Annotated in this window: 25 protein-coding genes; 13 read left to right on the forward strand and 12 right to left on the reverse strand. The window is 34.9% G+C overall.

Annotated elements, in window-relative coordinates; all coding sequences use genetic code 11:
* Nucleotides 1–291 precede the first annotated feature (291 nt).
* The gene (locus BST91_RS06385; RefSeq protein ID WP_085774871.1) at nt 292–2,841 is read left to right on the forward strand and encodes an ATP-dependent Clp protease ATP-binding subunit; all 2,550 of its coding nucleotides are present in this window, start codon (nt 292–294) and stop codon (nt 2,839–2,841) included.
* A 195-nt stretch (nt 2,842–3,036) separates the two neighbouring features.
* Nucleotides 3,037–3,444 (forward strand): hypothetical protein, encoded by a 408-nt coding sequence (locus BST91_RS06390; protein ID WP_042279359.1) that lies wholly within the window; start codon nt 3,037–3,039, stop codon nt 3,442–3,444.
* Here the strand turns inward: BST91_RS06390 and hutH are convergent.
* Nucleotides 3,441–4,931, reverse strand: coding sequence for a histidine ammonia-lyase (gene hutH / locus BST91_RS06395; protein ID WP_085774872.1), 1,491 nt, complete (start codon nt 4,929–4,931; stop codon nt 3,441–3,443). The two genes, BST91_RS06390 and hutH, sit on opposite strands and share 4 nt — an antisense overlap.
* A gap of 43 nt (nt 4,932–4,974) precedes the next feature.
* Entirely contained in the window at nt 4,975–6,510 is a 1,536-nt protein-coding gene (locus BST91_RS06400; protein ID WP_085774873.1) for an NAD(P)H-hydrate dehydratase, read from the reverse strand.
* A 127-nt stretch (nt 6,511–6,637) separates the two neighbouring features.
* Here BST91_RS06400 and gcvT point away from each other — a divergent pair, with 127 nt between their 5' ends.
* Entirely contained in the window at nt 6,638–7,720 is a 1,083-nt protein-coding gene (gene gcvT / locus BST91_RS06405; protein ID WP_042279364.1) for a glycine cleavage system aminomethyltransferase GcvT, read from the forward strand.
* A 41-nt stretch (nt 7,721–7,761) separates the two neighbouring features.
* Nucleotides 7,762–8,544, forward strand: coding sequence for a sugar nucleotide-binding protein (locus BST91_RS06410; protein ID WP_317043080.1), 783 nt, complete (start codon nt 7,762–7,764; stop codon nt 8,542–8,544).
* A gap of 9 nt (nt 8,545–8,553) precedes the next feature.
* On the opposite strand, the gene BST91_RS06415 is transcribed toward BST91_RS06410, so the two are convergent.
* The gene (locus BST91_RS06415) at nt 8,554–9,387 is read right to left on the reverse strand and encodes a 1,4-dihydroxy-2-naphthoyl-CoA synthase (protein WP_060524730.1); all 834 of its coding nucleotides are present in this window, start codon (nt 9,385–9,387) and stop codon (nt 8,554–8,556) included.
* A 31-nt stretch (nt 9,388–9,418) separates the two neighbouring features.
* Nucleotides 9,419–9,679 (reverse strand): hypothetical protein, encoded by a 261-nt coding sequence (locus tag BST91_RS06420; protein ID WP_042279369.1) that lies wholly within the window; start codon nt 9,677–9,679, stop codon nt 9,419–9,421.
* Between the two features lie 365 nt (nt 9,680–10,044).
* Here BST91_RS06420 and BST91_RS06425 point away from each other — a divergent pair, with 365 nt between their 5' ends.
* From BST91_RS06425 to BST91_RS06435, 3 genes are all read left to right on the forward strand, one after another.
* Nucleotides 10,045–10,449 (forward strand): DUF2452 domain-containing protein, encoded by a 405-nt coding sequence (locus BST91_RS06425; protein ID WP_085774875.1) that lies wholly within the window; start codon nt 10,045–10,047, stop codon nt 10,447–10,449.
* A 901-nt stretch (nt 10,450–11,350) separates the two neighbouring features.
* The gene (locus tag BST91_RS06430; RefSeq protein WP_085774876.1) at nt 11,351–12,544 is read left to right on the forward strand and encodes a PQQ-dependent sugar dehydrogenase; all 1,194 of its coding nucleotides are present in this window, start codon (nt 11,351–11,353) and stop codon (nt 12,542–12,544) included.
* 22 nt (nt 12,545–12,566) lie between these two features.
* On the forward strand, nt 12,567–13,010 hold the full coding sequence (locus BST91_RS06435; protein WP_042279377.1) for a c-type cytochrome: 444 nt from the start codon (nt 12,567–12,569) through the stop codon (nt 13,008–13,010).
* Nucleotides 13,011–13,066: 56 nt separating this feature from the next.
* Here BST91_RS06435 and BST91_RS06440 read toward each other — a convergent pair whose 3' ends face one another.
* From BST91_RS06440 to BST91_RS06455, 4 genes are all read right to left on the reverse strand, one after another.
* Nucleotides 13,067–13,402 (reverse strand): DUF2853 family protein, encoded by a 336-nt coding sequence (locus BST91_RS06440; protein ID WP_042279379.1) that lies wholly within the window; start codon nt 13,400–13,402, stop codon nt 13,067–13,069.
* A gap of 51 nt (nt 13,403–13,453) precedes the next feature.
* Entirely contained in the window at nt 13,454–15,127 is a 1,674-nt protein-coding gene (gene menD, locus BST91_RS06445; protein ID WP_085774877.1) for a 2-succinyl-5-enolpyruvyl-6-hydroxy-3-cyclohexene-1-carboxylic-acid synthase, read from the reverse strand.
* Between the two features lie 375 nt (nt 15,128–15,502).
* Nucleotides 15,503–16,540, reverse strand: coding sequence for an isochorismate synthase (locus BST91_RS06450; RefSeq protein ID WP_169709764.1), 1,038 nt, complete (start codon nt 16,538–16,540; stop codon nt 15,503–15,505).
* A gap of 2 nt (nt 16,541–16,542) precedes the next feature.
* The gene (locus tag BST91_RS06455; RefSeq protein ID WP_060525105.1) at nt 16,543–16,959 is read right to left on the reverse strand and encodes a hotdog fold thioesterase; all 417 of its coding nucleotides are present in this window, start codon (nt 16,957–16,959) and stop codon (nt 16,543–16,545) included.
* A gap of 280 nt (nt 16,960–17,239) precedes the next feature.
* Here BST91_RS06455 and BST91_RS13210 point away from each other — a divergent pair, with 280 nt between their 5' ends.
* The 4 genes from BST91_RS13210 to BST91_RS06475 are packed head-to-tail and all read left to right on the forward strand — an operon-like array spanning nt 17,240 to nt 20,194.
* Nucleotides 17,240–17,641 (forward strand): esterase, encoded by a 402-nt coding sequence (locus tag BST91_RS13210; RefSeq protein ID WP_211280413.1) that lies wholly within the window; start codon nt 17,240–17,242, stop codon nt 17,639–17,641.
* Complete coding sequence (gene rdgB / locus BST91_RS06465; protein ID WP_042279390.1) at nt 17,641–18,228, forward strand: RdgB/HAM1 family non-canonical purine NTP pyrophosphatase; 588 nt, start codon at nt 17,641–17,643, stop codon at nt 18,226–18,228. Before BST91_RS13210 ends, rdgB begins: the two co-directional genes overlap by 1 nt.
* 54 nt (nt 18,229–18,282) lie before the next feature.
* The gene (locus BST91_RS06470) at nt 18,283–19,101 is read left to right on the forward strand and encodes a carboxypeptidase-like regulatory domain-containing protein (RefSeq protein ID WP_085774879.1); all 819 of its coding nucleotides are present in this window, start codon (nt 18,283–18,285) and stop codon (nt 19,099–19,101) included.
* A 16-nt stretch (nt 19,102–19,117) separates the two neighbouring features.
* A complete protein-coding gene (locus tag BST91_RS06475) occupies nt 19,118–20,194 on the forward strand; it encodes a M28 family metallopeptidase (protein WP_394335648.1) in 1,077 nt (358 codons plus the stop codon).
* Nucleotides 20,195–20,446: 252 nt separating this feature from the next.
* Here the strand turns inward: BST91_RS06475 and BST91_RS06480 are convergent, their stop codons facing one another.
* Together BST91_RS06480 and BST91_RS06485 are read right to left on the reverse strand one after the other, a co-directional pair.
* Nucleotides 20,447–21,034 (reverse strand): porin family protein, encoded by a 588-nt coding sequence (locus tag BST91_RS06480; RefSeq protein ID WP_085774880.1) that lies wholly within the window; start codon nt 21,032–21,034, stop codon nt 20,447–20,449.
* A gap of 78 nt (nt 21,035–21,112) precedes the next feature.
* Nucleotides 21,113–22,261, reverse strand: coding sequence for a vWA domain-containing protein (locus BST91_RS06485; RefSeq protein ID WP_085774881.1), 1,149 nt, complete (start codon nt 22,259–22,261; stop codon nt 21,113–21,115).
* Between the two features lie 205 nt (nt 22,262–22,466).
* Here BST91_RS06485 and BST91_RS06490 point away from each other — a divergent pair, with 205 nt between their 5' ends.
* Nucleotides 22,467–23,003: an inorganic diphosphatase gene (locus BST91_RS06490; protein ID WP_042279395.1), complete on the forward strand. Its 537-nt coding sequence runs from the start codon at nt 22,467–22,469 to the stop codon at nt 23,001–23,003.
* 62 nt (nt 23,004–23,065) lie between these two features.
* Here BST91_RS06490 and BST91_RS06495 read toward each other — a convergent pair whose 3' ends face one another.
* Nucleotides 23,066–23,917, reverse strand: coding sequence for an ABC transporter substrate-binding protein (locus BST91_RS06495; protein ID WP_244895704.1), 852 nt, complete (start codon nt 23,915–23,917; stop codon nt 23,066–23,068).
* Nucleotides 23,890–24,042: an SsrA-binding protein gene (locus tag BST91_RS06500; RefSeq protein WP_085774882.1), complete on the reverse strand. Its 153-nt coding sequence runs from the start codon at nt 24,040–24,042 to the stop codon at nt 23,890–23,892. The genes BST91_RS06495 and BST91_RS06500 overlap by 28 nt, the downstream gene beginning before the upstream one ends.
* A 135-nt stretch (nt 24,043–24,177) precedes the next feature.
* Here BST91_RS06500 and BST91_RS06505 point away from each other — a divergent pair, with 135 nt between their 5' ends.
* On the forward strand, nt 24,178–26,397 hold the full coding sequence (locus BST91_RS06505) for an NADP-dependent isocitrate dehydrogenase (protein ID WP_085775689.1): 2,220 nt from the start codon (nt 24,178–24,180) through the stop codon (nt 26,395–26,397).
* Nucleotides 26,398–26,479: the final 82 nt, after the last annotated feature.

The following is a 26,479-nucleotide window of genomic DNA, read 5'->3' on the forward strand; positions in this document are numbered from 1 at the left end:
AGCAAGATAAGCAAACAGCTAGTATTTATAAGGGTTTAGGCCTATTTTATCATGTTTTTTATTAACACATTTTAAGAAATCCTGTTTATAAGTTTTAGCTTAGATAAACGATGCCTAAAATCATGTGGTAAAGTTAGACTACTTGCGTTTAAACAGTTTCAAATCAGGTATTTTATTACGCTTTCGCGAAAGCGAACCTAACCACTTAAACTTTATATTAACCGTAATTTATAAAACGGTACGGCTTTTGAACGATTTAATTCATTAAATTTAGCCAAAGAAGCAAGTTATATGGATGATAATTTTTCACCGAGAGTCAAAGACGTGATAGCCTATAGCAAAGAAGAAGCGTTAAGGTTAGGTCACGATTTTATAGGCACTGAACATCTTATGTTAGGTCTTTTGAGAGATGGAGATGGAAAGGCCATTCAAATTTTAGGAAATTTAAGTGTCGATTTAGATTTACTACGTAGAAAAGTAGAAATATTGAGTCCGGCAAATCCTAGTTCGGAATTGAAAGCAAATGAAAAAAAGAATTTGCACCTCACTAGACAGGCAGAAAGAGCACTTAAAACAACCTTTTTAGAAGCAAAGCTGTTTCAAAGTTCCTCTATTAATACTGCACACTTACTATTGTGCATTTTACGCAATGAAAACGATCCTACGACTAAATTGCTCAACAAAATGCAAGTGGATTACGATGGTGTAAAAGAGGAGTTTAAAACCTTATTGTCTGAAGATGATAATTACACTGATGAACCACTCGCACAAAGTTTTAGCGATGATGATTCTAACGAAGCAGGTAAGGATGATGGGGAAAACTTATTCTCAGGAAATGCCGATAAAAAAGGTAGCAAGAAAAGTAAGACACCTGTTTTAGATAATTTTGGACGTGATTTAACCAAACTAGCAGAAGACGACAAACTTGATCCTGTTGTAGGTCGTACGGAAGAAATACAACGGGTATCTCAAATTTTGAGTAGACGTAAAAAGAACAATCCTTTATTAATAGGTGAACCTGGAGTTGGTAAAAGTGCAATAGCCGAAGGTCTAGCCCTAAGAATCATTCAACGTAAAGTTTCTCGTATTTTATATGATAAAAGAGTGATAACTCTTGATCTTGCTAGTCTAGTTGCTGGTACGAAGTACAGAGGTCAATTTGAAGAACGTATGAAAGCGGTGATGAATGAGCTTGAAAAAAATGATGATATTATTTTATTCATTGATGAAATTCACACCATCGTCGGCGCTGGTGGTGCCGCTGGGTCACTAGATGCTTCAAACATGTTTAAACCAGCGCTAGCACGTGGTGAGATACAATGTATAGGTGCAACAACTCTTGATGAGTATCGTAATAGTATTGAAAAGGATGGCGCTCTTGAACGACGTTTTCAAAAAGTGATGGTAGAACCAACTAGCGTTGAGGAAACCATAGCTATTCTTAACAATATTAAAGAGAAATATGAAGATCATCACAATGTAGAGTATACGGCTGAAGCTATTGAAGCGTGTGTAACGTTGACCAATAGATATATGACCGATAGGTTTTTGCCAGACAAGGCTATAGACGCTTTAGATGAAGCAGGCTCTAGAATTCATATTACAAATATCGAAGTTCCAGACCAAATTGTGGAAATAGAACAAAAGCTGGAAGAAGTACGCGAGGAGAAGACTAATGTTGTTAAAAAACAAAAGTATGAGCAAGCTGCCCGATTAAGAGACGATGAGAAAAAGCTAGAACAACAGCTTAAAGACGCTCAGGATGCTTGGGAAGAAGCTTCTAAAAATCATAAGGATACGGTTACCGAAGAAAACGTGGCTGAAGTTGTAAGCATGATGACAGGTATTCCAGTTAACAGAATAGCTACCCAAGAAATGAAGAAATTGAGCAACCTAAATGAGACTATAGGTAGTTCAGTAATTGGGCAAGAAAAGGCTGTAAAACAGGTAGTAAAAGCTATTCAACGTAATCGAGCTGGTTTAAAAGATCCTAATAAACCGATCGGATCTTTTATATTCCTAGGGCAAACTGGTGTAGGTAAAACACAACTTGCTAAAGTTTTGTCCAAAGAGCTATTTGATTCTGAAAACTCATTAATCAGAATTGATATGAGTGAATACATGGAGAAATTTGCTATAAGCAGGCTTATAGGTGCGCCTCCAGGATATGTAGGTTATGAAGAAGGTGGACAGCTCACTGAAAAAGTGCGCAGAAAACCATATAGCGTGGTTCTATTGGATGAAATTGAGAAAGCTCACCCAGATGTCTTTAATATGTTATTGCAAGTTCTTGACGACGGTTACATTACCGATAGTTTAGGACGCAAAATCGATTTTAGAAACACCATCATAATTATGACAAGTAATGTTGGTGCTAGACAACTTAAAGATTTTGGATCAGGTGTGGGATTTGGTACAGCAGCTCGTAAGAGCGCTGCAGATGAGAATGCGCGTAGTGTTATTCAAGCTGCCCTTAAAAAGACATTTGCTCCTGAATTCTTAAACAGAATTGACGATGTAATTGTGTTTAACGCTTTAGAAAGAGAGGATATTCATAAAATTATTGATATCGAGCTAGAAAAATTACTAGTACGTATCAAAGATTTAGGATACGAATTAAAACTAAGCGAGAAAGCAAAGGATTATATTGCCGATAAAGGTTTTGACAAACAGTACGGTGCTAGGCCTTTGAAAAGAGCTATTCAAAAACATATTGAAGATACTCTTGCAGAGGAAATTGTTAACAATCAACTTCAAGAAGGAGATTCAATATCTATGGACCTAGACGAAAAAACCAATGAACTTGTCATTAATATTGAAAAAGCAAGTACGACAGAATAAGTTATTTTTAATATATGCTATAAAAGGCTACTCTTTTTTGAGTAGCCTTTTTTATTTATTGCACAATTGTTAAAAACAAATAACTCAAAATCCTAAAAACATGTTTTTAGTCGAATAGTAAGCTAAATAAGTTTCCAAAATTAATAATGATTAGGTATGAAAATACTTTTACTCCATCAATTAAAAATAGGGAATATGAAAACAGTAGATTTAGATTTTGGCCGCTTTGAGTTTTACCCAGATCTTGTAATTGGAACAATCAACGAAGGAGTTCACTTTGATAAAAAATTGAACGAGACCTTAAGAAATAATATCGTTTATCATTATGGGGTTCATCACCCTATCGGTTATATAAGTGTAAGAGAGAACAACTATTCTGTAGACCCAATGATACATCTTGAAAATAAAAAGTTTGATAATCTATGCAGTGTGGCAATAGTTGAAAATAGAATTTATGGAATGAGTAGCATCGCTCTAGAAGCAAAGTTTTTTAAGCCTGGAAAGCTTAAATCATTCATTACCCCAGAGGATGCACTTATATGGACCAATAAACAAATTGAAAACTCTATAAGAAATAAAGAGCTTAAATATCAATTGGTTTAAAAATCAATTTTAGTTTCTTCAAGAAATATTCTAGCAGCTTTTATATCGCTATACATGATACGATCCTCATCGAGTTGAGACACATAATCACGTAAAGAATTAACTATCCTCTTCAGAAATGGAGAGGTTTGTTTTTTTCTAAAAGAAAGAGATTCTGCTCCAGCAATAAGTTCAATTCCCAAAACAGTTTGACAATTATCTAAAAGTTCATATAATTTAACTGCTGCATTTGCTCCCATGCTTACATGATCCTCCTGTCCATTTGAGGATACTATACTATCAGTAGAGCTAGGATTAGCTAGAGATTTATTTTTACTTACAATACTGGCTGCAGTATACTGCATAATCATCATCCCACTATTCAAGCCTGGGTTGTGCACAAGAAAAGAAGAGAGTCCTCTTTTACCACTCATTAACTGAAAGGTACGTCGCTCACTTATGTTTGCGATTTCACTAAGAGCGATTGCCATATAATCCAAAGCTAAGGCAAGTGGTTGACCATGGAAATTACCAGCAGAAATCACTTCGTCTGAATCTGGAAAAACATTAGGATTATCAGTAACTGAATTGAGTTCTGTAACAATGGTTTTAGTAACAAAGTTTAAAGTATCCTTGCTAGCACCATGTACCTGGGGTACGCATCTAAAACTATATGGATCTTGTACATTATCCTTAGCATCCTGTGCTATTTCACTTCCATCTAGTAAGTCTAGTAATAATTGAGCGCTTTCTAATTGTCCAGCGTGTGGCCTAATTAGATGACTTTGCGGTAAAAATGGAGATAAAGAACAATTAAAACCATCGATTGATAATGAAGCGGTGATGTGAGACCAGTTCCATAGCTGTTCTGCTTTCAATAATCCATAAATAGCATAAGCAAGCATGAATTGAGTACCGTTTATAAGGGCCAAACCTTCTTTAGATTTTAAGTTCAAAGGCTCCACTCCATAATTACTTTTCAAGGCGCTTGCATCTCTAACTTCATTGTCGATATATATTTCCCCTAAACCTAGCAACGGTAAAGCCATGTGCGCGAGCGGCGCTAGATCACCACTAGCTCCTAATGAACCTTGTTCATAAATTACGGGTAATAAATTATTATTAAAGAAAAAAATCAACCTTTCAACAACTTCTATACTTACTCCACTATGGCCGTACGATAGACTTTGTATTTTACAAAAAAGCATGATTCTTATAATCTCCTTAGGAACAGGCTTGCCGGCACCACAAGCATGTGATATGATTAAGTTTTTCTGTAACTTCTCTATATCTTGCAGTTCAATGCGAGTGTCACATAAGGAACCAAACCCAGTATTGATACCGTATGCAGTAGGCGCCTCCATGGCGCCATATTTTTCATCGAGGTACTTGCGACCTTTTAAAATTCGTTGCTTGGCATCTTCCGATAGTTCTAATTCAGTTACCTGAAAAGCAATCTCGGATAGTTTGTTTTTATTAATATGAGCAGATGATATGGTATGCTTCATAAGTCTTGGTAGATGTTAAGTTTTGTAGTTTTGATTAAATAATTTATTGCTGCTGTGGTGGTTGTTGCTGTGGTTGTCTAAATAAGTTAAGAATGGCTGGTCCTATAAAATTGCTAATTATGCTAGCTTTAAGACCTTCATGTGCATAGGTTTGAACAGCTAGATCACCACTAGCTCCATGCAGATAAACACCAAACAATGTGGCAGTAATTGGATCATACTTTTGTGCAAGAAATGCCGCTATTACACCGCTTAATACATCACCACTTCCTGCTGTTGCCATACCTGGATTGCCAGAATCATTAACAAACATACCTTGTGGTGTAACGGTAAAAGTGAATGCTCCTTTAAGGACTAAAATGACTTTATGTTCCATAGAGAATTTTTGAGCTTTTGATAATTTATCATAGCTCCCTTTCCACTCTCCTATTAATCCTTTAAGTTCTCCATCATGCGGCGTGAGAATAGAGTTTTCTGGAATTTTCTTCAAAAGGTCTAGATCTTTTGACAGTAAGTTGATTCCATCGGCATCAATAACTACCGGTGATGCTTGTTTAGATATCGCTTTCGCGAAAGCGGAGAAAGTATCATCTTTTAATCCCAGACCAGGACCTACACATAAAACATAATTTTGTAATTCGTGATCAAAATTAGTTACGTGAGATTCACCAGAACTTAAAATACTCATTACTTCTGGAACCGAACATTGTAATATGGTATTACCGTCTTCTGGAATTAGAGCAGTAACTTTTCCAGCACCTGCATTTATTGCTGCCCCAGAAGCAAGAACTGCCGCTCCCATTTTGCCTTCGCTACCAGCCATAACAAGTACATGACCGTAATCTCCTTTATGAGAAAAAGGGTTGCGATTTTTATACATGTGCTGGGCTAGATCCTTGTCTACAAGGTTTGCAAGTGGCTGTACCTGCATCATATATTCCGGATCTAGTCCAATATTAATCACTTCATAAGTACCTACTAAATTTCCTGTTTCTGGAAGGAAAAAAGATAATTTAGGAGTTTGAAAGGTAAAAGTATGATTAGCACGAATAACAGGCGCATCATTTTGCGCTTGATCTGCAAACAAGCCGCTAGGCATATCAACAGCTACTTTAAAGGCTCTTGAATTATTAATATGCTCAACAAATTCTGCCATCCAACCATCAATAGGCCTATTTATTCCTGTACCAAAAATCGCATCTATCACGATGTCTTGTTGACCTATTTCTGGAAAGTCATCTTTACAACTTAATAGAATAGGCCAATCTTTTGTAACCTCCTTAATTCTATCATAGTTTACAAGGAAATCCTTACTACGCTTTTTACTGCAGTTAGTAACATAAGTGGTTACATGATATCCATGCTGGATGAGATGTCTTGCGATTGCTAGACCATCACCACCATTATTACCTATTCCGCAAAATACTTTAATAGGAACAGGAGCTCCATTAAGTCGTTGATGTAAACGTTCAAAGACAAGAGTGGCAACACGCTCCATTAAATCAATACTTGAAATTTGCTGTTTTTGTATTGTAGAAGCATCTGCCTGAGCTAATTGCTCGCCGCTTAATATTTTCAAAACCTTATAATTTAGAATTGCAAAATAAGCTTTTTGTGACAGCTTTTAAATAGGGTTAATATTCTTTAAAAAGTACCATTGATTACAGTATTGACTTCTTACATTTGTTCTACAGAATAATGGATTTATGAAAAATACCGCACTTACCAATACACATATAGAATTAGGAGCCAAAATGGTTCCATTTGCAGGTTATAATATGCCTGTACAATATGAAGGTGTTAATATAGAACATCAAACTGTGAGAGATCACGTAGGAGTTTTTGACGTATCCCACATGGGAGAATTTCTTATCGAAGGTCCAAATGCACTAGAATTGGTGCAAAAAGTGTCATCAAACGATGCTTCTAAATTAACTGTTGGTCGTGCACAATATGCTTATTTACCTAATGAGACAGGTGGTATTGTAGATGATATGATTGTATACCGAATTAAAGACGAAACATATATGCTTGTCGTTAATGCCTCAAACATTCAAAAAGATTGGGATCATATTTCTAAATACAACACCATGGGAGCAACCATGCGTGATTTAAGTGAAGACTATTCGTTACTAGCCATACAAGGTCCCAAAGCTGTTGAAGCAATGCAAGCCTTATCCAGTGTTGATTTGAGCGCTATCAAATTTTATCATTTTGAAATAGGAGATTTTGCAGGAATCGATCATGTGATCATAAGCGCGACGGGTTACACAGGATCTGGTGGATTTGAGATCTACTGCAAGAATAAGGAAGTAAAACAAATATGGAACAAGGTACTAGAAGCTGGTGCTAGTTTTAATATTAAACCTATTGGTCTAGCAGCTCGAGATACTCTAAGGTTAGAAATGGGCTATTGTTTATACGGCAATGATATCAGTGAAATGACATCTCCTTATGAAGCAGGACTAGGTTGGGTTACTAAATATACCAAAGAGTTTGTAAACCACGAACAGCTATTGGAGCATAAAGAAAAAGGAGTAGATCGCAAGTTGGTAGGATTTGAAATGGATGAAAGGGCAATACCACGTGGTGGTTATGAAATTAAAGATAGTAACCAACAAGATTTGGGAATGGTTACTAGCGGTACCATGTCACCATCATTAGGCAAAGGAATAGGAATGGGTTACGTACCGCCAGTTTTTGCAACACCTGGTAGCAAAATACACATCCAGGTTCGTAAAAAGTTAATACCTGCAACAGTTGTTAAATTACCATTCTACAAAAAATAAGAATTATTTCAAGAATACTGATTTTAGGAGGTAGTGGTTTTATAGGAAATGCTCTCTATAAAGAACTTGCTCCATTTTATAATGTACATGCAACATATAAAACTGAAAATGCTGGTTATGAATCTAACCAGCATTTTCATTGGTTTGATATGGAGCAAGAAGAGGTAGACACCCTTTTACACTCACTACATCCAGAATTTATTATAAGCTGTGTAAGAGGAAATGTAAACAGTCAATTGTACCTTCATAACCAATTGATGAATTATGTTAACAAAAGTAATTGTCGTCTCATTTTTTTATCAAGTGCCAATGTTTTTGACAGATTCACAAATTTTCCAAGTTACGAATACGACAAAACTTTTTCGGAAAGTATATATGGGCGATTCAAAATAAAAATTGAGAACGCACTTTTAAGATTACCACCACAAAAGTATGTGATTTGCCGTATTCCTATGATTTACGGTTACAACAGTCCTAGACTTAAGGCTATTAAAGATCAGTTATTGAAAAAAGAGGCCATTGAAGTATTTTCAAACGTTGTAATCAATGCTACCTATATTCAAAAGCTTACTCAACAAATTCATTACATAATAAATCGCAGAAGGCGAGGTATTTTTCATTTAGGAAGTAATGATCTTATACATCACAGTGAATTGGTTAAAGACATTGCGATAACAATAGGCTTTGAAAATCCTTTGCTCAAACACGTATTTGACTCAAATGACGACAGGCAATTAAGTGTCCTACCAAAGGACAATTTATTACCTAAACATCTTCAATTTACGATTGATGACGTAGTAAAAAGTTGTGAAAAGCCTGCTTAAGGATTTTTATTAAGGAATGTACTTATTATCACCCCATTGAGGTGCTCGTTTTTCTAGAAATGCGTCGCGTCCTTCTCGAGCTTCATCAGTCATATAAATTAATCGGGTCATCTCGCCTGCAAAAACTTGCTGTCCTACCATTCCATCATCGGTAGCATTCATGGCAAATTTTGCCATTTTTATCGCTGTAGGCGATTTCTTGAGAATTTCTTGTGCCCAGTCATATGCAGTCTGTTCTAGTTCATCATGTGGTACGACGGCATTAACCATACCCATATCCATTGCCTCTTGAGCACTATAACTTTTTCCTAAAAAGAATATTTCTCTAGCCTTTTTCTGACCTACCATTTTTGCCAAATAAGCACTACCATAACCAGCATCTACACTTGCTACATCGGTATCTGTTTGTTTAAAAATAGCATGCTCTTTACTGGCCAGCGTCATATCACAAACTACGTGTAAACTATGACCACCGCCTACAGCCCAACCAGGTACCGCACAAATTACCACCTTTGGCATAAAACGTATCATACGTTGAACCTCAAGAATATTCAATCGACCTGTTCCTTCATCATCCTTATAACCATCTACTCCACGTGCTCGTTGATCACCACCACTACAAAATGCCCAACCACCGTCTTTAGGTGATGGTCCTTCACCAGTTAATATAACTACACCTATCGAAAGATCTTCTTGAGCGTCATAAAATGCTTTTATAAGTTCACTTACAGTTTTAGGTCTAAAAGCGTTACGCACCTCTGGTCTATTAAACGCTATACGAGCTACACCATTGGACTTTTTGTAAGTAATATCTTCAAATTCGATTGCAGTTTTCCAGTTCATAATTGTAGTATTAAGGACTGCAAAGATAAAACTAGTCTTTATACCAAACTCGTATAATTTGCATTGAAATTGTGATACCACTATGAAGGTTTAAGTGATAACTTGCTTTAGAATTCAACTCTTTACCTCTAGGAAATTGTTGTACAATGGTTTCAACGTTAATTATTTCAAATGAATAATTTTTGCGCAACCACTCTTCCACTCTAGGCATTACATCGTCCAAGGTTTCATAGGTTGTACCTTTCCAAAATGTTTTAGATACAGCTTTGGGTGCAAAATCAATGAATTTCATAAATCCTTTTGTTATAGGTATTATGGGCGACTAGAAAGTTACATCTTGAATAATCAATTCCTCATTATAAGTATTAATAAATGTGAGTAGTTCGCTTTCGCGAAAGCGGCTACAAAAATTTCCTCATATTAATTATTTACACAGCTAGATTGAGACGACCATGTTCTCAATTCAGAAAATAAAAGGATACCTTTAAAAAATGAGGGATGACGACACCAATGAAAATTAGTATATTTAGACATAAATAAATTTGTAGGGGAATTTATTTTGTTTTCAATCGAGATAGCTGCAACTATCTCGATTTTCGTTTAAGAAATTCTTGTTAATCTTACACAAAATATATTGATTGCTTGTAAATTTGTATCATGAGCAAGGAGAAAAAACCGGATAGCGTAGTTTATGATGAAGAATCGGGAAAGTACAATGCTGCATTACTTCCCTATGCAAGTGGTGTAGGAGCTCCTAAAATAACTACACCCGACATCACTTCATGGAAACAATCTAATATTAATAAGGTTAACCACGAATTCAAGTCACAATTTGATCAATTAAAGGCACAGTATGAAGCCATGGTTTCAAAATTTGAAGCAAACCAACTTGTATACGGTGCACGTTTTTCTTTTGAACCAATAGTTGGAGAAACCTACCACCTATATCGTGACAAAAAACAAAATACTTTTCTTTCGGTTATAGCACCACAGGAATGTAACTGGGATTTTGTAGGCTCCTTCAGACTTTCTTCAGAAAAAATCTGGGAACTGGTGTCATAATCACTGAATATTTATTCATTTTATCGATAAATTTAGTATTTACATCGTATAATTTGTTAAATTACTACTTTGTATTACACAGTACTGTAACAAATTAATTTATTGGTCGTCATGTAATTGTAACCGCAAAACAAAAGATCATGAGAATTACAGACCGCTTAACTGATTTAACGACAGACTTCCCTCTTCTTTCTAGAAAAAGAAAAGAATCAAATCCAAGTGTTTTCACATTTGAAGAATGGGCACTGTCTTAAAACCCAAACTGATTATAACCTTTTAAAACTAAATACTATGAAAAATCCGAGTTTCTTAAATGCTGGAGCAGCTACCAATAACCGTATAAGTAACACAAAAACTTATTCTGATGAATGGAATCGTAAAAGACGTTATCGATAAAAATCGACAACCAAAAAACCGATAAAGCCTCTTAATCTTTAGTTATTAAGAGGCTTTTTTATTTAACATGATAATAACATTTATAATAGTAACAAACGGACATTAAATACGTCTACTATTATAAATGAAAGTAATGCTATGAAGTTAACGAAACGTTTATCCAATTTACTCACTCAAAAACCGAAAATAACGGCAGTAAAGAAATCACAAAAATACTCATCTAACGATGCAGGAAAATGGCATCTTGTTTGATAATTAAATAAATAGAAAAATGAAAAATACACAGAACAGTTTTTTAAACGCACAAGCTCAAACTAATAACAGAATCAGCAATTTGCCTACTTATGCTGATAATTGGAACCGTAAAAGACGGTACACCTTTAAATAAGTAGGAGATTTATTTGAATTAGCCCAAAATCCTCAAGTGAACAACTTGGGGATTTTTTTATTATTTTAACTTTAACCCCATTACAACAAGTTACTTTTATTTTTTAATTCGGCTTTTATGAAATTACTATATTATTTTTCAGTTTGTTCTATACTATTATTTGTTGCCTGCAAAGATTCACCTAAAAAGGAAATCGCACAGTCTAGCGATAATATCAATAAAAACGTGACAGTCGCAGATTCGAATAATGAGGTTCCTGATACCGATGTACCACTTATTGATGATCAAAAAGATTACAAGATCAAACAAGTTTTAGAAAACGATGGTATCATTTGGGGAATGGATTGGTTGCCAAATAATGAACTATTATACACTACCAAACAAGGTCAAGTTTTTCGCTTTGATGGCAAGAAGAATTATGAAATAAAAAATATCCCAGAGGTTTATATACGTGGTCAAGGCGGTTTGATGGATATAACTGTACATCCTAATTATAAGGAGCAGCCATTTATATATTTAAGTTACGCAAGTGCATCAGGTCAGGGATCTGGTGGAAATACAACCATAGCCAGAGCAAAATTAATTAATGATGAACTTACGGATCTTAACGTATTGTACAAGGCTGTACCTAATACAAAAGCTGGACAACATTTTGGCTCTAGATTTACGTGGGATAAGGAAGGTCATTTATACTTTAGTGTTGGTGATCGCGGTAATCGTGACGAAAACCCACAAGATATAACAAGAGATGGAGGAAAGATTTATAGAATAATGGACGACGGATCTATTCCTAAAGACAATCCATTTGTAAATGAATCAGGTGCCAAAACTGCCATATACAGTTATGGTCATAGAAATCCACAAGGGCTTACCACTCATCCTATTTCTGGTAAAGTTATGGATCATGAGCATGGACCACGTGGCGGTGATGAGATTAATACTATTGTTAAAGGACTTAATTATGGGTGGCCTGTAATTAGTTATGGAATCAATTATGACGGTTCTACTTTTACAAACTTGACTCAAAAAGAAGGAATGCAACAACCCAATTGGTACTGGAAACCTAGTATTGCACCTAGTGGATTTGCCATAATTAATAACGAAGATTATGGAGATTGGAATGGAGGTTATCTAGCTGGTTCATTAAAGTTTCAATACCTAGAACTTTTATACAACGTAGATGGAAAAGTAACCAAACGAGAAAAAATAGCTGATGGTATTGGTCGCGTAAGAGATGTTTCCATCGGTCCAGATAATTACATATACATTTCAGTAGAATCAAAGGGTATTTATCGTATAACACCTAATTAATGATTAATCTAAATTTTCAGATATGAAAAATGTATTAGCTTGTTTATTTACTACACTTATACTGTGCTCATGTGGAACAGATAAAGAAAAGAAACAAACAATCAAGTTAAAAGAACCGGCTAAGAAAGAGCTCACAGCGATTGAAAAAAGCGCCCAACGTGGTAAGGAAATTTATAGAGAGTTATGCGTTACCTGTCACCTGACTAATGGTAAAGGAGTTACAGGAGCGTTTCCACCGCTTAATCCCAGTGACTGGATCACTGGTAAACGTAAAGAAAGTATTCATGCTGTTAAATATGGTCTAAAGGGAGAAATTGTAGTAAATGGAGTTACTTACAACAATATAATGCAGTACCAAGGTCTAGATGATGAAGAGGTTGCCGATGTACTTAATTATATCATTGACACCTGGAATCCAACTGAGAAGATGGTTACCGTTGAAGAGGTCCAACAAATTAAAAAATAATATAATGAAAAAGCCCATCACAGTGTGATGGGCTTTTATTGTATAATAGTATAGTCTTAGTTGTAAATTGACTCCTTACCGTGGTGTACACAAAGCATGTAATAAATAATCGCACGATATTTAGCTCGTTCACTTTTTCCGTACTTTTCAATCACTGCTTCAACAGAATCCATTAAGTTATCACCTGATAAACCTAATTTCTTTTTCAAGTAGTTGTCTACCACACGCTGCATTTCACTACTTTCTGCGCTTACGGTTTCAGCATCTTTATTATAAATAGAAGGACCTAATCCCTTAGTAACCTTTCTAAGTAGTTCCTCGTCCAATTTTCCACCTACTTTTTCCTTGTAAGCTTTAACGTACTTCTCTACTCTTTCATCAAATTTACTCATAATAATGTTCGTTAGTTAAAAAGTTAAAGGCTAAAGTTAGTTAAATAAATGTTATCGTAAAAATTTAAAATAATTTAATAAAATCTCGTCATTCACTTTACTTGGAGTAACTATTTCTAACAATTGTGGTTTATCATTTTTAGATAGAAATTGTTGGTACGCTTTCGCGAAAGCGGTCTCATCACCTACTTTGTGATACCCTATATGGTACATCTCGCACAACTGTATGGCAGTTAAATCATGTTTGGTTTCAAAATATGTATCAAATTCATGAGTATCCTTATGGCCTGGTAATATTCTAAAAATACCACCACCAGAATTATTGATAACTATGATTTTAAAGTTTTTGGGTATGTAGTTATTCCATAATGCATTTGAATCGTAAAAGAAACTAAGATCACCTGTAATAAAAATGCAAGGTCTGTCACTTGCCATTGCTGCTCCTATAGCCGTACTAGTGCTTCCATCAATTCCACTTGTTCCACGATTTGCATAAATTTTATGTGAGGTATTCATTGGAAATAATTGAGCATACCTCACCGTACTGCTATTACCTAATTGAAGAAGTATGTTATCAGGAAGATTCTGGAATAACAATTTATAAACCTTAAAGTCGCACCAAGGCATAGTTTCAAAATAGGATTTCCTTTTTTCAATTCTATTCTTAAAAGTTTTTAACCAGTATTCCTGATATTGACTATTTACAGTTTTAGAATGTAAGGATTGAACCCATGTAGAAGGCTTTACTTTTATATGACCAGCAAGTTTAAAAAAAGTATCATAGGCTCTTCTTTTTCCTACGTGATAATGAATTTTGGTTTCAAATTTGCGCAAGTATTGTTTGATTTTTTTACTTACAATCATTCCTCCTATAGTTACCACCATATCGGGTTGTAGGTGAGTAATTTCCTCATCTATATGTTCAATAGGAGCTATTAAGGTATCTATTCCCCATACCACTTTGTCATGTCGGATATTGGATCCTACCTCACTCATGATTAAAACACTAGGATCTGATGTAAGTTTGTTTAAATCGGCTTCAGTAAGAACATCAACATTTAAGGTTGAAAGTATGATTAATTTTGAAGAACTATTATCCCAATGTTTATAGAATTCATCTGGAATTATAGATGTTTCCTCTTTAAGGATGTCAATAGTTTTAACGTCTTTAATGGTAGACTTCTCTACTCTATTGTACAGCGGTTCTTCAAAAGGAATGTTTATATGAACTGGACCAGACCTAGCTATGGTGGTGTTTAAAGCTTTATTAAGTAATCTTTCATTAGTTGCGATTGATTCTACCTGTATTTTATCATGAATCATAGTAAGCTCACAATCGTATAAAATATGGTTGGAGTAAACGTGTTTTTGCCTTATGGTTTGACCATCTCCTATATCTATTTTATGCGGCGGCCTGTCGGCACTTAAAACGATTAGAGGAATTTCACTGTAATAGGCCTCAGTAACTGCCGGATAGTAATTGAGCAAAGCGCTACCACTTGTACATAAAAGAGCCACAGGTTCTCTTAATTGTTGTGCCATTCCTAGAGCTACATGTCCTGCACAACGTTCATCTACAATACTATAACAGGTAAAAAAACTATCCTCAGTAAAACCGATGGTAAGTGGTGCATTACGTGATCCTGGAGAAATCACAATATGCTTAATTTGTCGTTTCTTAAAAAGCAAAACTACCTGCTGGGCATGAATTATTTCTGGCAACATATATCACAAAGGTAATAGCAGGCAATTACATTTCCTTGATATTAACGCTTAATTAAAGCTTAAGCTCAATACTCTTTTGGTCTATCTTAAAACGTCTTTAATCGAAATAAACAGCAAATCAGAAAAATAATCCAGTATTTGGGAAATTAAAAATTGCTAGGTCCATAAAATTTATCGATATTTAAAGTATAAATCAGCCCAATTATGATCCTTATAAAATACTTGATTTTTTACAGTTTTGTACTTTTCTATCAAACGGGAATCTATTGTAAAAAAGCATTTTATAATATCATACTATCATTTAGAAGAAATGCTCAGTATGCAAAATCCTTCTCATTCAAGACCAGTTTAATACGTACTGCTTTTAGAAGTATTTTATAAAACACGAAGCATAGTACCCATTTTATTCACTGTTTCTAGATACTCTGCCTGGGCATGACTTAATGCCGTTATGCCGCCACCTACGTACAATGTAGCCGTTTTATCGTTCAATTCTATGCATCTTAAATTGACAAAAAACTCTGCGTTCTTATTGTTGTTATTCACCACTCCTAAATAGCCTGTATAAAAGGATCTGTCGTATCCTTCATTTTCTTTAATAAATTGCAACGCTTGTTTTGTAGGCATACCACAGACGGCTGGTGTAGGATGTAAAGCATTAAGATACTTATACATATCATTTGGGTTAATTTGTGCCTTAATATCAGTTTTTAGGTGGCAAATTGCTCCTGCTTGTACAGTTTGAGGTTGTGATGTTTCAATATCTGTTGCATTAGTCATTTTGAGTTGTTCAACTATGTAATCAGTGACTAGCTGTTGTTCTTCTCTCTCTTTTTTTCCCCAATAAATATCGGTCACTCCATCATAAGCTACTGTTCCAGCCAATGACATGGTTTTTAAAGTCGTGTTTTCGATTTTTAATAATAATTCTGGAGTTGCTCCCATCCAGGCACCTACTTTAGGATGATAAAAAAAGTAGCTGTTTGCCGTTGGATACAAATTGAGCAGGCGTTCAAGTAATTTTACTTGTGACAAATGACTTTTAATAGTTTGCTTTCGCGAAAGCACTACTTTCCTTAAATCTCCTTCTTGTAAATTATTAATAGCCTTGTTAACAAGCATTAAATACTCATCTTTATTTACCTCTTTATCAAATTCTGGAAGAGTACTTTCAACCTTTTGCTGCGTCCAAGGGAAACTTATACTATTTTCTACGGGTATGAAAACACTATGTTGTTCTTTTAAAAAAGGAGCAAATACAATATAATCTTCTTCAAGAGGTGCAGTTCTATGCCATTCTTGATCAGATTGATAGAATAAATTGACGCGATTTTCATTACTTTTTTTAAGTACAAAAAAGGGTAACTCCTGGGCTAAAAGTTGTGATACTTGATGTAAAAAAGGACTGTTCACTGTTATTGTTTTAAAAGAGCAATAGTTGTTAATTTACACAAAGAGATTAACCGATCTTGATCATCTGTTATTCTTATTTGCCATAGTTGAGTAGTTCGTCCTTTGTGAATAAAAGATGCGGTCGCATAAACATATCCTTCTTTAATGGATCGCGTATGATTGGCACTTATTTCTAGACCTCTTATAGTATATTTTTCGGTATCCAGAAAGAGAAAACTAGCCGCGCTACCTACCGACTCGGCCAAAGCTACACTGGCACCACCATGTAGAACTCCGTCAGGTTGATAAACTTTATGAGTAACCGGCATGCGTGCAGTAAGTGTATCTTCTGTAACATCTACATACTCAATATCAAGTGTTTCCATTAGTGTATTACGGCTTATGGTATTACACTGGTCTAGTATATTTTGTTTGTCCATATCTTTACCCAAAAATAAGCCTACAATATAAATATATGGTTAAAACTGTCTTATATAATCATACCAATAGTTACGATACTTTAAACGAATTAACGGATACCACAAAATGTATATGGATATGTTTTCATGGATTGGGATACTTATCAAAATACTTTAAAAATATTTTATCAATTTTCCTAAAGACGACCACTATTTTATAATTCCTCAAGCTCCTTCAAAGTATTATCAAGGCTCTGATTTTAAACATGTAGGTGCAAGCTGGCTTACTAGAGAAAATACCATGCAAGAAATGGATAATGTTCTTAATTATCTTGATAAGGTAATTACACAAGAAAATATTAAAGGCGATCCTAGAATTGTTCTGATGGGATATTCACAAGGTGTTTCAATTGCTACTAGATTTATGTCACAATACTTTTACAATGTAAAGGCCTTAATTATTCAAAGTGGTAGTTTACCACAAGAGCTTAACGAAAATGATGGCCAACATTTTGAAACTTTTTGTGATAGAATCATACATATATCTGGAACTAAAGATGAATATGTAAACGATAAGGTTATTGAACGTGAAAAAGAACGTATTGATACGCTCTTTGGCACAAAATGTGAAAAACATAGACCGGACATAAAGCATGTGGTTCATGTAGAATTGTTACAAACCATTGCAAAAAGCTTAACGTGATGAAATTATTATTTGCTACCCACAATCAAAATAAATTAAAAGAAATTCAAGCTTTAATGCCAGCTAATATCGAGCTGGTATGTTTAAAGGATATTAATTTTGAGGAAGACATTCCTGAAACTTCTGAAACAATTTCTGGTAATGCTATTCAGAAAGTAGAATATCTTGTAAATAGAGTCAAGATGCCTGTATTTGCAGATGATACTGGTTTACTAGTTGATGCCCTAAATGGTGAACCAGGAGTATATAGTGCAAGATACGCAGGTCCTGAACGTGATAGTGAGGCTAATATGCAATTGGTCTTAGACAAGTTAGAAAATACTCGCAATAGAAATGCGAGATTTGTTACTGCCATAGCTTTGTCTTTACAAGGCTGTCAATTGTTATTTGAAGGTGTTTGTGAAGGCGTTATCACCGACGAGAAAAAAGGTGAAAAAGGTTTTGGATACGATCCAATTTTTAAACCTAATGAAGCAGATAAGACCTTTGCAGAAATGTCACTAACCGAAAAAGGTGAAATAAGCCACCGTGCTCGAGCCTTCAGAAAGCTCATTTCATATTTGGAAGAGGATGTTAACGGCCGTTAATATATTGAGAATTTATAGAGTATTGAACTCAATTGAATTATTTTAGCTTATAGAATGAAGCATCTACTATTTTTAATGTTGTGTTTTGGAGTTTTCTTTAACACCACTACTGCCCAAGACAGTACATCGGTCAAAGTTGATACAGTAAAAACTATCGCAAAAAAAACTAAAGTTACTGGTGTCGTTCTTAATGCAAAGGACAATTCTCCTCTTGTAAATGTTAATATTGTTAACCTTAATCAAGTTAAAGGAACCGTTACCAATGAAGCAGGAGAGTTTTCTATTACAGCCAAGGTAAAGGACACACTTTTCTTTTCCTATTTAGGTTTTCAAACTATTAATGTACCTGTTACCAACGACTGGATAAAATTTGGAAATGTAACTATTTCTATGACCGAAAAAGGGATTGCTCTTGAGGAAGTGGTTGTAGAGGAAATTCAATTAACCGGTTATTTAGAGATCGATGCAAAAAAAGCTCCTATTTATAGCAAGCGTAGATATAGCATAAGTGGTCTAGAAAAAGGATATGAAGCAGGTGATGAGGAACCAGGAGCGGTAACCAAAGTATTAGGATCTATTTTTAATCCAGCTGATTTTCTGTATAACACCTTTAGTAAGAAAGGTAAATCTCTTAAAAAGCTTAGAGAAATAAAGAAAGCAGACGAGGTAAGAAACATATTACAAAGTAAGTACGACAGAGAAACATTGATGAACCTTCTTCAAATGGATAAGGTTAGTATTGATGAAATTCTACGTAATTGCCAATACTCTAAAAAGTTCATTGAAGAAGCTAGTGATTTACAAATCCTAGATGCTATTAGTGAATGTTATGAGGAATATAAAGTCCTGAAAAAAGAAGATAAAAAGAAGTAACGATTAATACCACTTTATGTTAAGTTTAAAAACCATATTATATGCAACAGCAGGATTTGCCCTTGCTGCATCGTGTAATACTATGAAAGGTACCGATGCTGACGCGTCTGGTTCAAATTCTAGTGAAAATTCAAGTATGATTAATTCATCCATGTCTTCCAAAGAAGAAGTGATGAAATATGCGAATACAATCACCGTTGAAGAACTAAAAGAGCAATTATACTTCTATGCTAGCGACGAAATGGAAGGTCGTTATACAGGTGAGCCTGGTCAGAAAAAAGCTGTCGAATATTTGAGAGAGCAATATAAAAATATGGGTGTTCCCGGTGGATTAAATGATGGCGCTTACTTTCAAACAGTACCTGCCTCCTACTTTAGAAAAATTAAAAACGATTCAGAAAATGTACTGGCGTATATAGAAGGTTCTGAAAAACCAGAAGAAGTACTTGTTATTAGTGCTCATTTAGATCATGTAGGAATGGAAGATGGTGAGGTTTTTAATGGTGCCGATGATGATGGAAGCGGTACAATTGCTTTACTTGAAATTGCTGAAGCATTTAAACAAGCAAAAAATGATGGCAAAGGTCCTAAACGTTCCTTATTATTTTTACATGTTACAGGTGAAGAAATAGGTTTATATGGTAGTAGATATTATTCTGAGAATCCTATTTATCCTTTAGAAAATACCATAGCAAATTTGAATATTGATATGATAGGCCGCATAGATCCTCAACAAAAGGATGATCCTAATTATGTTTATTTAATAGGAAGTGATATGCTCTCTCAAGATTTACATGATATGAGTGAAGCTGCCAAAGCAAAATATGACATGGATATTCGATTAGATTATAAGTATAACGGGAAAAACGATCCTAATCGTTTTTATTACAGAAGTGACCACTACAATTTTGCTAAAAATAATGTACCTGTAATATTTTATTTCAATGGCGTACATGAAGATTATCACAAGGCCACTGATACTCCAGATAAAATTGAATATGATCTTTATCAAAAACGTGCTAAGTTGATTTTTGTTACAGCTTGGGAACTAGCAAATGCTGATTCAAGACCAGCTCTTAAAGAAAAGGAATAATTTTTTACTAAGTGATTATATATAAACCTGCTCGTTATTGAGCAGGTTTTTTTATTAATACTCCACCTATTTAATTATGCTATAGTATTTGTTTAAATAGATACTATAATTTAAGGTTTCTCTCGATAAACACTATTTAATTCACCTTAAATACCTAGACGTATACAACCACATTAAGTTTATAGAAACATCTATAATAAAAAAACCTCAACATTTTCATGTTGAGGTTTATAGTATAATGCATGTTATTAATTAAAATCTATAACCTACTGAGAATCTAACTAATCTTGTGTATTCATCATTTTTGAATTCTTCATTATCAAATAGGTCTGTAACACCTTCAGCAAAATTTACTTTAAGGAATAAACCTAATTCTGGGAAATCGTATCCTAAACCTAAAGAAACAGAAAGATTAGAATCTACAGTCACCTCATCATCTATGTCTACTTCATTTCCACCAGCAACACTTTGAGTAGCATTAAGAAGAAATCCAACTTGTGGTCCTGCATGAACGGTAAGATTGTTCCAAACTCTATAACGTACGTGTAAAGGTATGTTGATAAAATCAAGATTAATCTCTGACTCTGTATTACCTATTTCAAAAGTTTCTCCTTCTCTGCTGTAAAGTATACTGGTTTCAGCACTCCAACGATCATCAAAGGTGAACAATCCATTTAAACCAGCGTGAAAAGAAACCGCATTGTCTTCCAATTCACTACCTCCTACATTGTTAATTTTTGAGATGTTAACTCCACCTAATAGACCGTAAGAAAATTCTTGGGCTGTTGCTATGATACTCACGCAGAAGAATACTGCAAAGGATACTAAAAGTTTTTTCATTGTATAGTTTTTGGTAAGTCAAATATATAAAAAGAATGTAGACTACACCGTAAACCACAATTAAAGATTATAAACTACTTATTTCATACGCTTTTTACGATTGCGCTCATAGTCAGAAAAAATCATCTCACCTAATCCCTTTAAGCCAGTATAAAAGGCTTTACCTTTATTTGCTTCGGTAAACGCGTCTACAAACTGTTGTAGGTAGGGATCATTTGCTATCATAAACGTTGTTATAGGTATATGCAACCTTCTAGCCTGTGCCGCCATGTTGTAACACTTGTCAACTATGTATTCATCTAGACCATTAGAATTCTTATAATACCTACCGTCACTCAATCTTAAACAACTAGGCTTACCATCGGTGATCATAAATATTTGCTTGTTTGTATTACGCTTACGACGCAGTAAATCTAGTGCAAGCTGTAATCCAGCGACGGTATTAGTATGATAGGGTCCTACTTTGAGATAAGGTAAATCTGCAATTTTAATAGGCCACGCATCATTACCAAATACTATGATATCCAAAGTATCTTTTGGGTATCTAGTAGTTATTAATTCGGCCAGTGCCATAGCCACTTTTTTTGCAGGTGTTATTCGATCTTCTCCATAAAGAATCATGGAGTGAGAGATGTCTATCATTAATACCGTACTCATTTGAGCCTTGAACTGTGTATCCTCTACTACTAGATCTTCTTCAGTAAGGTTAAAGTTTCCTATACCGTGATTAATTTGTGCGTTACGTAAACTCTCAGTCATGGAAATGGAACCTAGGTCGTCACCAAATTTATAAGCTCTAAAATCACCGCTGTGCTCATCTCCGGTTCCTAATTTTGATGTTTTGTGATTCCCGCTTGCGCCCTTACGCATATTACCAAAAATTTGCTCTAGAGCATGCTTACGTAATAATTGTTCTGTTTTTGCTGTAATGGTGAATCTTCCAGATCCATCACCGTTATCTGATCCATCTTGTCCCTTTGATGGATCAATTTCTTCTCGTATATAACCACGCTGTTTTAAATCCTCAATAAAATCGTCTATCGTATATTCTGCAGTGGTTAGGTGATATTCCTTATCTAATTCACGCAACCATTCAATAGCTTCACCAAAATCACCAGAGGTGTGAGTGATTAACTCCTTGAAAATATCAAATAGCTTGTCAAAGGGGTCTTTGTCCTTTGGGTTGTGAATTTCAAATCTGGTACCGTATCGTTCTTGGTAATTCATACAATAAAAATAGTCTGTTTTGTATAGTTGGACTTACATTGTTTAGGGTTTAACGTAGGTTTTACACCATATAAAGGTTAAGAATGGGTTATTATATGGTAATTATTTCATTGAATGACAATATTATATCAAGGTTTGTCGCGTTTACGCTTTCGCGAAAGCGAAATAACATTATTTTTGCAGCCGCTTAAACAAACAAAAGATTATGCAAGTACATCCTTGGCACGACGTGTCGTACGGAGACAAAGCTCCGGAAATTGTAAATGGAATTATTGAGATACCAAAGAATACTCGCGCAAAATATGAGTTAGATAAGGAAACGGGAATGTTAATTTTAGATCGTGTGATCTACTCTTCAATGTATTACCCTACTAACTATGGTTTTATACCACAAACTTATTGTGACGATCAAGATCCATTAGATATTCTAGTTCTTTCACAAATTGAAATCGTACCTATGTGTATGGTTGAAGCAAAGGTTATCGGTGTAATGCAAATGATGGATGGTGGTGAAATGGATGATAAAATTATAGCCGTTGCAGCAAATGACATGTCGGTTGCTCACTTTAATGATGTAAGCGAATTACCAGAATACTGGAAAAAAGAAATGCGTAATTTCTTTGAAGATTATAAAAAGTTAGAGAACAAAACTGTTGATGTAGAAGAATTCCAAGGTCGTGAAAAAGCTATGGAGATCGTACAACAAGCAATTACTGATTATAAAAACAAGTTCAATAAATAATACTTTTATAGAACCTAATAAAAAAACCTGTTCATATCATGAGCAGGTTTTTTTATTTGAAATTAATTGTTGAGCTGATCCTGTAGTTTGCTTAAATATTCGGGTACAAGTTTTAAACGTGATCCATACCACGAGAACATCTCACCATCAACTAGTACAATTTTAGGAATAACCTTCGGTTTTAAAGCGTTGGGTGCTGGTGCTAGTGTAAATGCTTCAATAAGTTCTTGTTTATCTTCTTCTTTAAAAGGATAGGGTTCACTAGATAGTAGGATAAATTCTGGCTGTAATTTTATTAACTCATCAAGTGAAAACTCTGGATATCGTTGTAGATCCTTACATAAATTTTCAAATCCACCTTGTCCTAATACATGATGAATAAATGTATCATTACCCGTTGCCATGTAAGGATTCTTCCAAATTAAGTAAACTGCATTTTTTGCTGAATCCACTTTAAGCTTGTTGAATTCCATTTTAATAGTACGAACTAAGGATTTTGCCTTGAAAGAACTACCTGTCATCATTCCTATATCATGAATCATCTCGTAAGCGTTTTCCAATGTTAAAATATCACTTACATAAGTAGGAGCTATTTGATCACAAGCAGCTACGATATCTAGGGTGTTTTCCTCTTTATTTGCAATAATTAAATCTGGCTGTAACTCATAAATACGTTCTAGTACTATTTTTTTAGTACCACCTACGACAACTTTATCAGTGCGTAAGTTTTCTGGGTGTACGCAATACCTGGTAACGCCCACAATTCTATCTTCTAATCCTAGATCAACTAGTAATTCGGTTTGAGATGGAACCAGTGAAACGATACGTTCAGGTAAATTTGCTATTTCAACTACTCGGTTAAGCTGGTCTATACCTTTATAAAACATTAATCTAGTGCGTTTTTTGTTACCCATAACTTATAACCTAAAAGCGCCATTTGCCATTTGGTTGCCTTGCTTAGATCAAATCTCTTTTTAGTAAAACTGGGTAACAGCTTTTTATTAATTGATGCAAGTGCTTTGAAAAAAAATTTTTTCATAACTCAAATATAGGAATATGTTAACGAGTAATGCGTTAATTGTACTATAAGAAATCACTGCTATTACTTATATTTGCAATTCTTTTTTACAAGCTTAAATACTTGTTTATTACTCTAAAAAACAGAATAATTACAATGGCAGATTTACCTAAAATTATCTATACAAAAACGGATGAAGCACCAGCACTAGCAACCGCTTCTTTTTTACCAATCATTAAAAAATTTATTGCTCCAGCAGGTATCGATATTGATACAGCAGATATTTCTCTAGCTGGAAGAATTATTGCTACTTTCCCAGAAAACCTAACTGAAGATCAAAAACAAGAAGATGCTCTCGCGCAACTAGGTGAACTTGTAAAGCAACCAGACGCCAATGTTATAAAATTACCTAATATAAGCGCATCAATACCACAATTGACTGCTGCTATTGCAGAATTACAAGCACTAGGTTATAACCTACCTGATTACCCTGAAGATCCTCAAACCGAGGAGGAAAAAGAAATTCAAAAACGTTATAATAAGATTAAAGGTAGTGCAGTAAATCCTGTTTTACGTGAAGGTAACTCTGATCGTCGCGCTCCTAAACCGGTGAAGCAATACGCAAAGAACAATCCACACTCTATGGGTGCATGGAGTTCTGATTCAAAATCACATGTTGCAACTATGTCTGCAGGTGATTTTGCGCACAACGAGAAATCTCACACCTTTGAAGAATCTACTTCGGTTTCCATTCAATTAGTAAAAAATGATGGAGAAACTGAAGTTCTTAAAAGTGGTTTAAATCTTCAAAAGGGAGAAATACTAGACGCTACTTACATGAGTAAGAATGCTCTTTTATCTTTCTTAAAAGAACAAATTGAAGATGCCAAAAGTCAAGGCGTACTTTTTTCACTGCATATGAAAGCAACGATGATGAAGGTTTCCGATCCTATCATTTTTGGCCATGCGGTGCGCACATTCTTTGCTCCGGTATTTGAAAAATTTGGTACCGAATTAGAGCAGGCTGGTGTAGATGTGAATAATGGGTTTGGTGATTTATTATCAAAATTAGATCAATTACCAGGCGATGTTCAAACTGCGATTGAAAAGGAAATTGAAAAAGTATACGAGCAACGTCCTGATATTGCAATGGTAAATAGCGATAAAGGAATTACTAATTTACATGTACCTAGTGATGTGATTATTGATGCCTCAATGCCAGCAATGATACGTACATCTGGACAAATGTGGAACAAGGCAGGAGAAACTCAAGATACCAAAGCGGTGATTCCAGATAGTTCATATGCTGGAATCTATCAGGAGACTATCCAGTTTTGTAAAGAACACGGTGCATTTGATCCGACTACCATGGGTACGGTTCCTAATGTAGGTCTAATGGCTCAAAAAGCCGAAGAATATGGTTCACACGATAAAACATTTGAAATACCAGCAAACGGTAAAGTGCAAGTAGTTTCTGAAAATGGTACTGTCATTATAGAACACGATGTAGAAGAAGGTGATATATGGAGAGCTTGTCAAACTAAGGATGCTCCTATTCAAGATTGGGTTAAACTGGCAGTTTCTAGAGCCAGAGCAACTAATGACCCTGCTATTTTCTGGTTAGACGAGAATAGAGCACACGATGCTGAACTTATCAAAAAGGTAAATACGTACCTTAAGGATCATGACACGGAAGGCTTGGACATCTCAATCGCTTCACCAGTTGAAGCTACAAAACGTACGCTAGCTAGAATGAAGGATGGTTTAAACACCATCTCGGTTACCGGTAATGTACTTAGAGATTACAATACAGACTTATTCCCTATCCTAGAATTGGGCACAAGTGCCAAAATGCTATCTATTGTTCCATTAATGAACGGTGGTGGACTATTCGAAACTGGCGCTGGTGGATCTGCTCCAAAACACGTGCAGCAGTTTGAAAAAGAAAATCACTTAAGATGGGACTCTTTAGGCGAGTTTCTTGCTCTTGCAGTTTCTCTGGAACATCTAGCTGAGAAATACGATAATAAGAAAGCTCAGATTCTTGCAGATTCCTTGGATCGCGCAACAGAGAAGTTCTTAACTAACAAAAAATCTCCTTCAAGAAAGGTTAATGAGTTAGATAACCGTGGTTCTCATTTTTATCTAGCCCTGTATTGGGCCCAAGAATTAGCTTCTCAAAATCAAGATGAAGAACTAAGTGCACAATTCAGTTCACTTGCGAAGCAATTATCTGATAATGAAGAAGTAATCAATAAAGAATTGATTGATGCGCAAGGTGTTGCTATGGATATTGGAGGATATTATCGTCCAGATGCTGCAAAAGAATCAGCAGCAATGCGCCCTAGCGCTACATTAAACAGTATTATAGGTTAAAATAAAACAACCTAACACCACAAAGCCTGTTTGTAAGTGTTACAAACAGGCTTTTTTTATTTCCATTCCACTACAACTTAAT

This window comes from Nonlabens tegetincola (assembly GCF_002117085.1).
Classification (GTDB): domain Bacteria; phylum Bacteroidota; class Bacteroidia; order Flavobacteriales; family Flavobacteriaceae; genus Nonlabens; species Nonlabens tegetincola.

What these genes read in the sequence shown, in the direction of transcription:
- BST91_RS06385 (WP_085774871.1), top strand. Translation starts at nt 292, where the DNA reads ATGGATGATAATTTTTCACCGAGAGTCAAAGACGTGATAGCCTATAGC.
- BST91_RS06390 (WP_042279359.1), top strand. Translation starts at nt 3,037, where the DNA reads ATGAAAACAGTAGATTTAGATTTTGGCCGCTTTGAGTTTTACCCAGAT.
- hutH (WP_085774872.1), bottom strand. Translation starts at nt 4,931, where the DNA reads ATGAAGCATACCATATCATCTGCTCATATTAATAAAAACAAACTATCC.
- gcvT (WP_042279364.1), top strand. Translation starts at nt 6,638, where the DNA reads ATGAAAAATACCGCACTTACCAATACACATATAGAATTAGGAGCCAAA.
- BST91_RS06415 (WP_060524730.1), bottom strand. Translation starts at nt 9,387, where the DNA reads ATGAACTGGAAAACTGCAATCGAATTTGAAGATATTACTTACAAAAAG.
- BST91_RS06420 (WP_042279369.1), bottom strand. Translation starts at nt 9,679, where the DNA reads ATGAAATTCATTGATTTTGCACCCAAAGCTGTATCTAAAACATTTTGG.
- BST91_RS06425 (WP_085774875.1), top strand. Translation starts at nt 10,045, where the DNA reads ATGAGCAAGGAGAAAAAACCGGATAGCGTAGTTTATGATGAAGAATCG.
- BST91_RS06430 (WP_085774876.1), top strand. Translation starts at nt 11,351, where the DNA reads ATGAAATTACTATATTATTTTTCAGTTTGTTCTATACTATTATTTGTT.
- BST91_RS06435 (WP_042279377.1), top strand. Translation starts at nt 12,567, where the DNA reads ATGAAAAATGTATTAGCTTGTTTATTTACTACACTTATACTGTGCTCA.
- BST91_RS06440 (WP_042279379.1), bottom strand. Translation starts at nt 13,402, where the DNA reads ATGAGTAAATTTGATGAAAGAGTAGAGAAGTACGTTAAAGCTTACAAG.
- menD (WP_085774877.1), bottom strand. Translation starts at nt 15,127, where the DNA reads ATGTTGCCAGAAATAATTCATGCCCAGCAGGTAGTTTTGCTTTTTAAG.
- BST91_RS06455 (WP_060525105.1), bottom strand. Translation starts at nt 16,959, where the DNA reads ATGGACAAACAAAATATACTAGACCAGTGTAATACCATAAGCCGTAAT.
- BST91_RS13210 (WP_211280413.1), top strand. Translation starts at nt 17,240, where the DNA reads ATGCAAGAAATGGATAATGTTCTTAATTATCTTGATAAGGTAATTACA.
- rdgB (WP_042279390.1), top strand. Translation starts at nt 17,641, where the DNA reads ATGAAATTATTATTTGCTACCCACAATCAAAATAAATTAAAAGAAATT.
- BST91_RS06470 (WP_085774879.1), top strand. Translation starts at nt 18,283, where the DNA reads ATGAAGCATCTACTATTTTTAATGTTGTGTTTTGGAGTTTTCTTTAAC.
- BST91_RS06475 (WP_394335648.1), top strand. Translation starts at nt 19,118, where the DNA reads ATGTTAAGTTTAAAAACCATATTATATGCAACAGCAGGATTTGCCCTT.
- BST91_RS06480 (WP_085774880.1), bottom strand. Translation starts at nt 21,034, where the DNA reads ATGAAAAAACTTTTAGTATCCTTTGCAGTATTCTTCTGCGTGAGTATC.
- BST91_RS06485 (WP_085774881.1), bottom strand. Translation starts at nt 22,261, where the DNA reads ATGAATTACCAAGAACGATACGGTACCAGATTTGAAATTCACAACCCA.
- BST91_RS06490 (WP_042279395.1), top strand. Translation starts at nt 22,467, where the DNA reads ATGCAAGTACATCCTTGGCACGACGTGTCGTACGGAGACAAAGCTCCG.
- BST91_RS06495 (WP_244895704.1), bottom strand. Translation starts at nt 23,917, where the DNA reads ATGGGTAACAAAAAACGCACTAGATTAATGTTTTATAAAGGTATAGAC.
- BST91_RS06500 (WP_085774882.1), bottom strand. Translation starts at nt 24,042, where the DNA reads ATGAAAAAATTTTTTTTCAAAGCACTTGCATCAATTAATAAAAAGCTG.
- BST91_RS06505 (WP_085775689.1), top strand. Translation starts at nt 24,178, where the DNA reads ATGGCAGATTTACCTAAAATTATCTATACAAAAACGGATGAAGCACCA.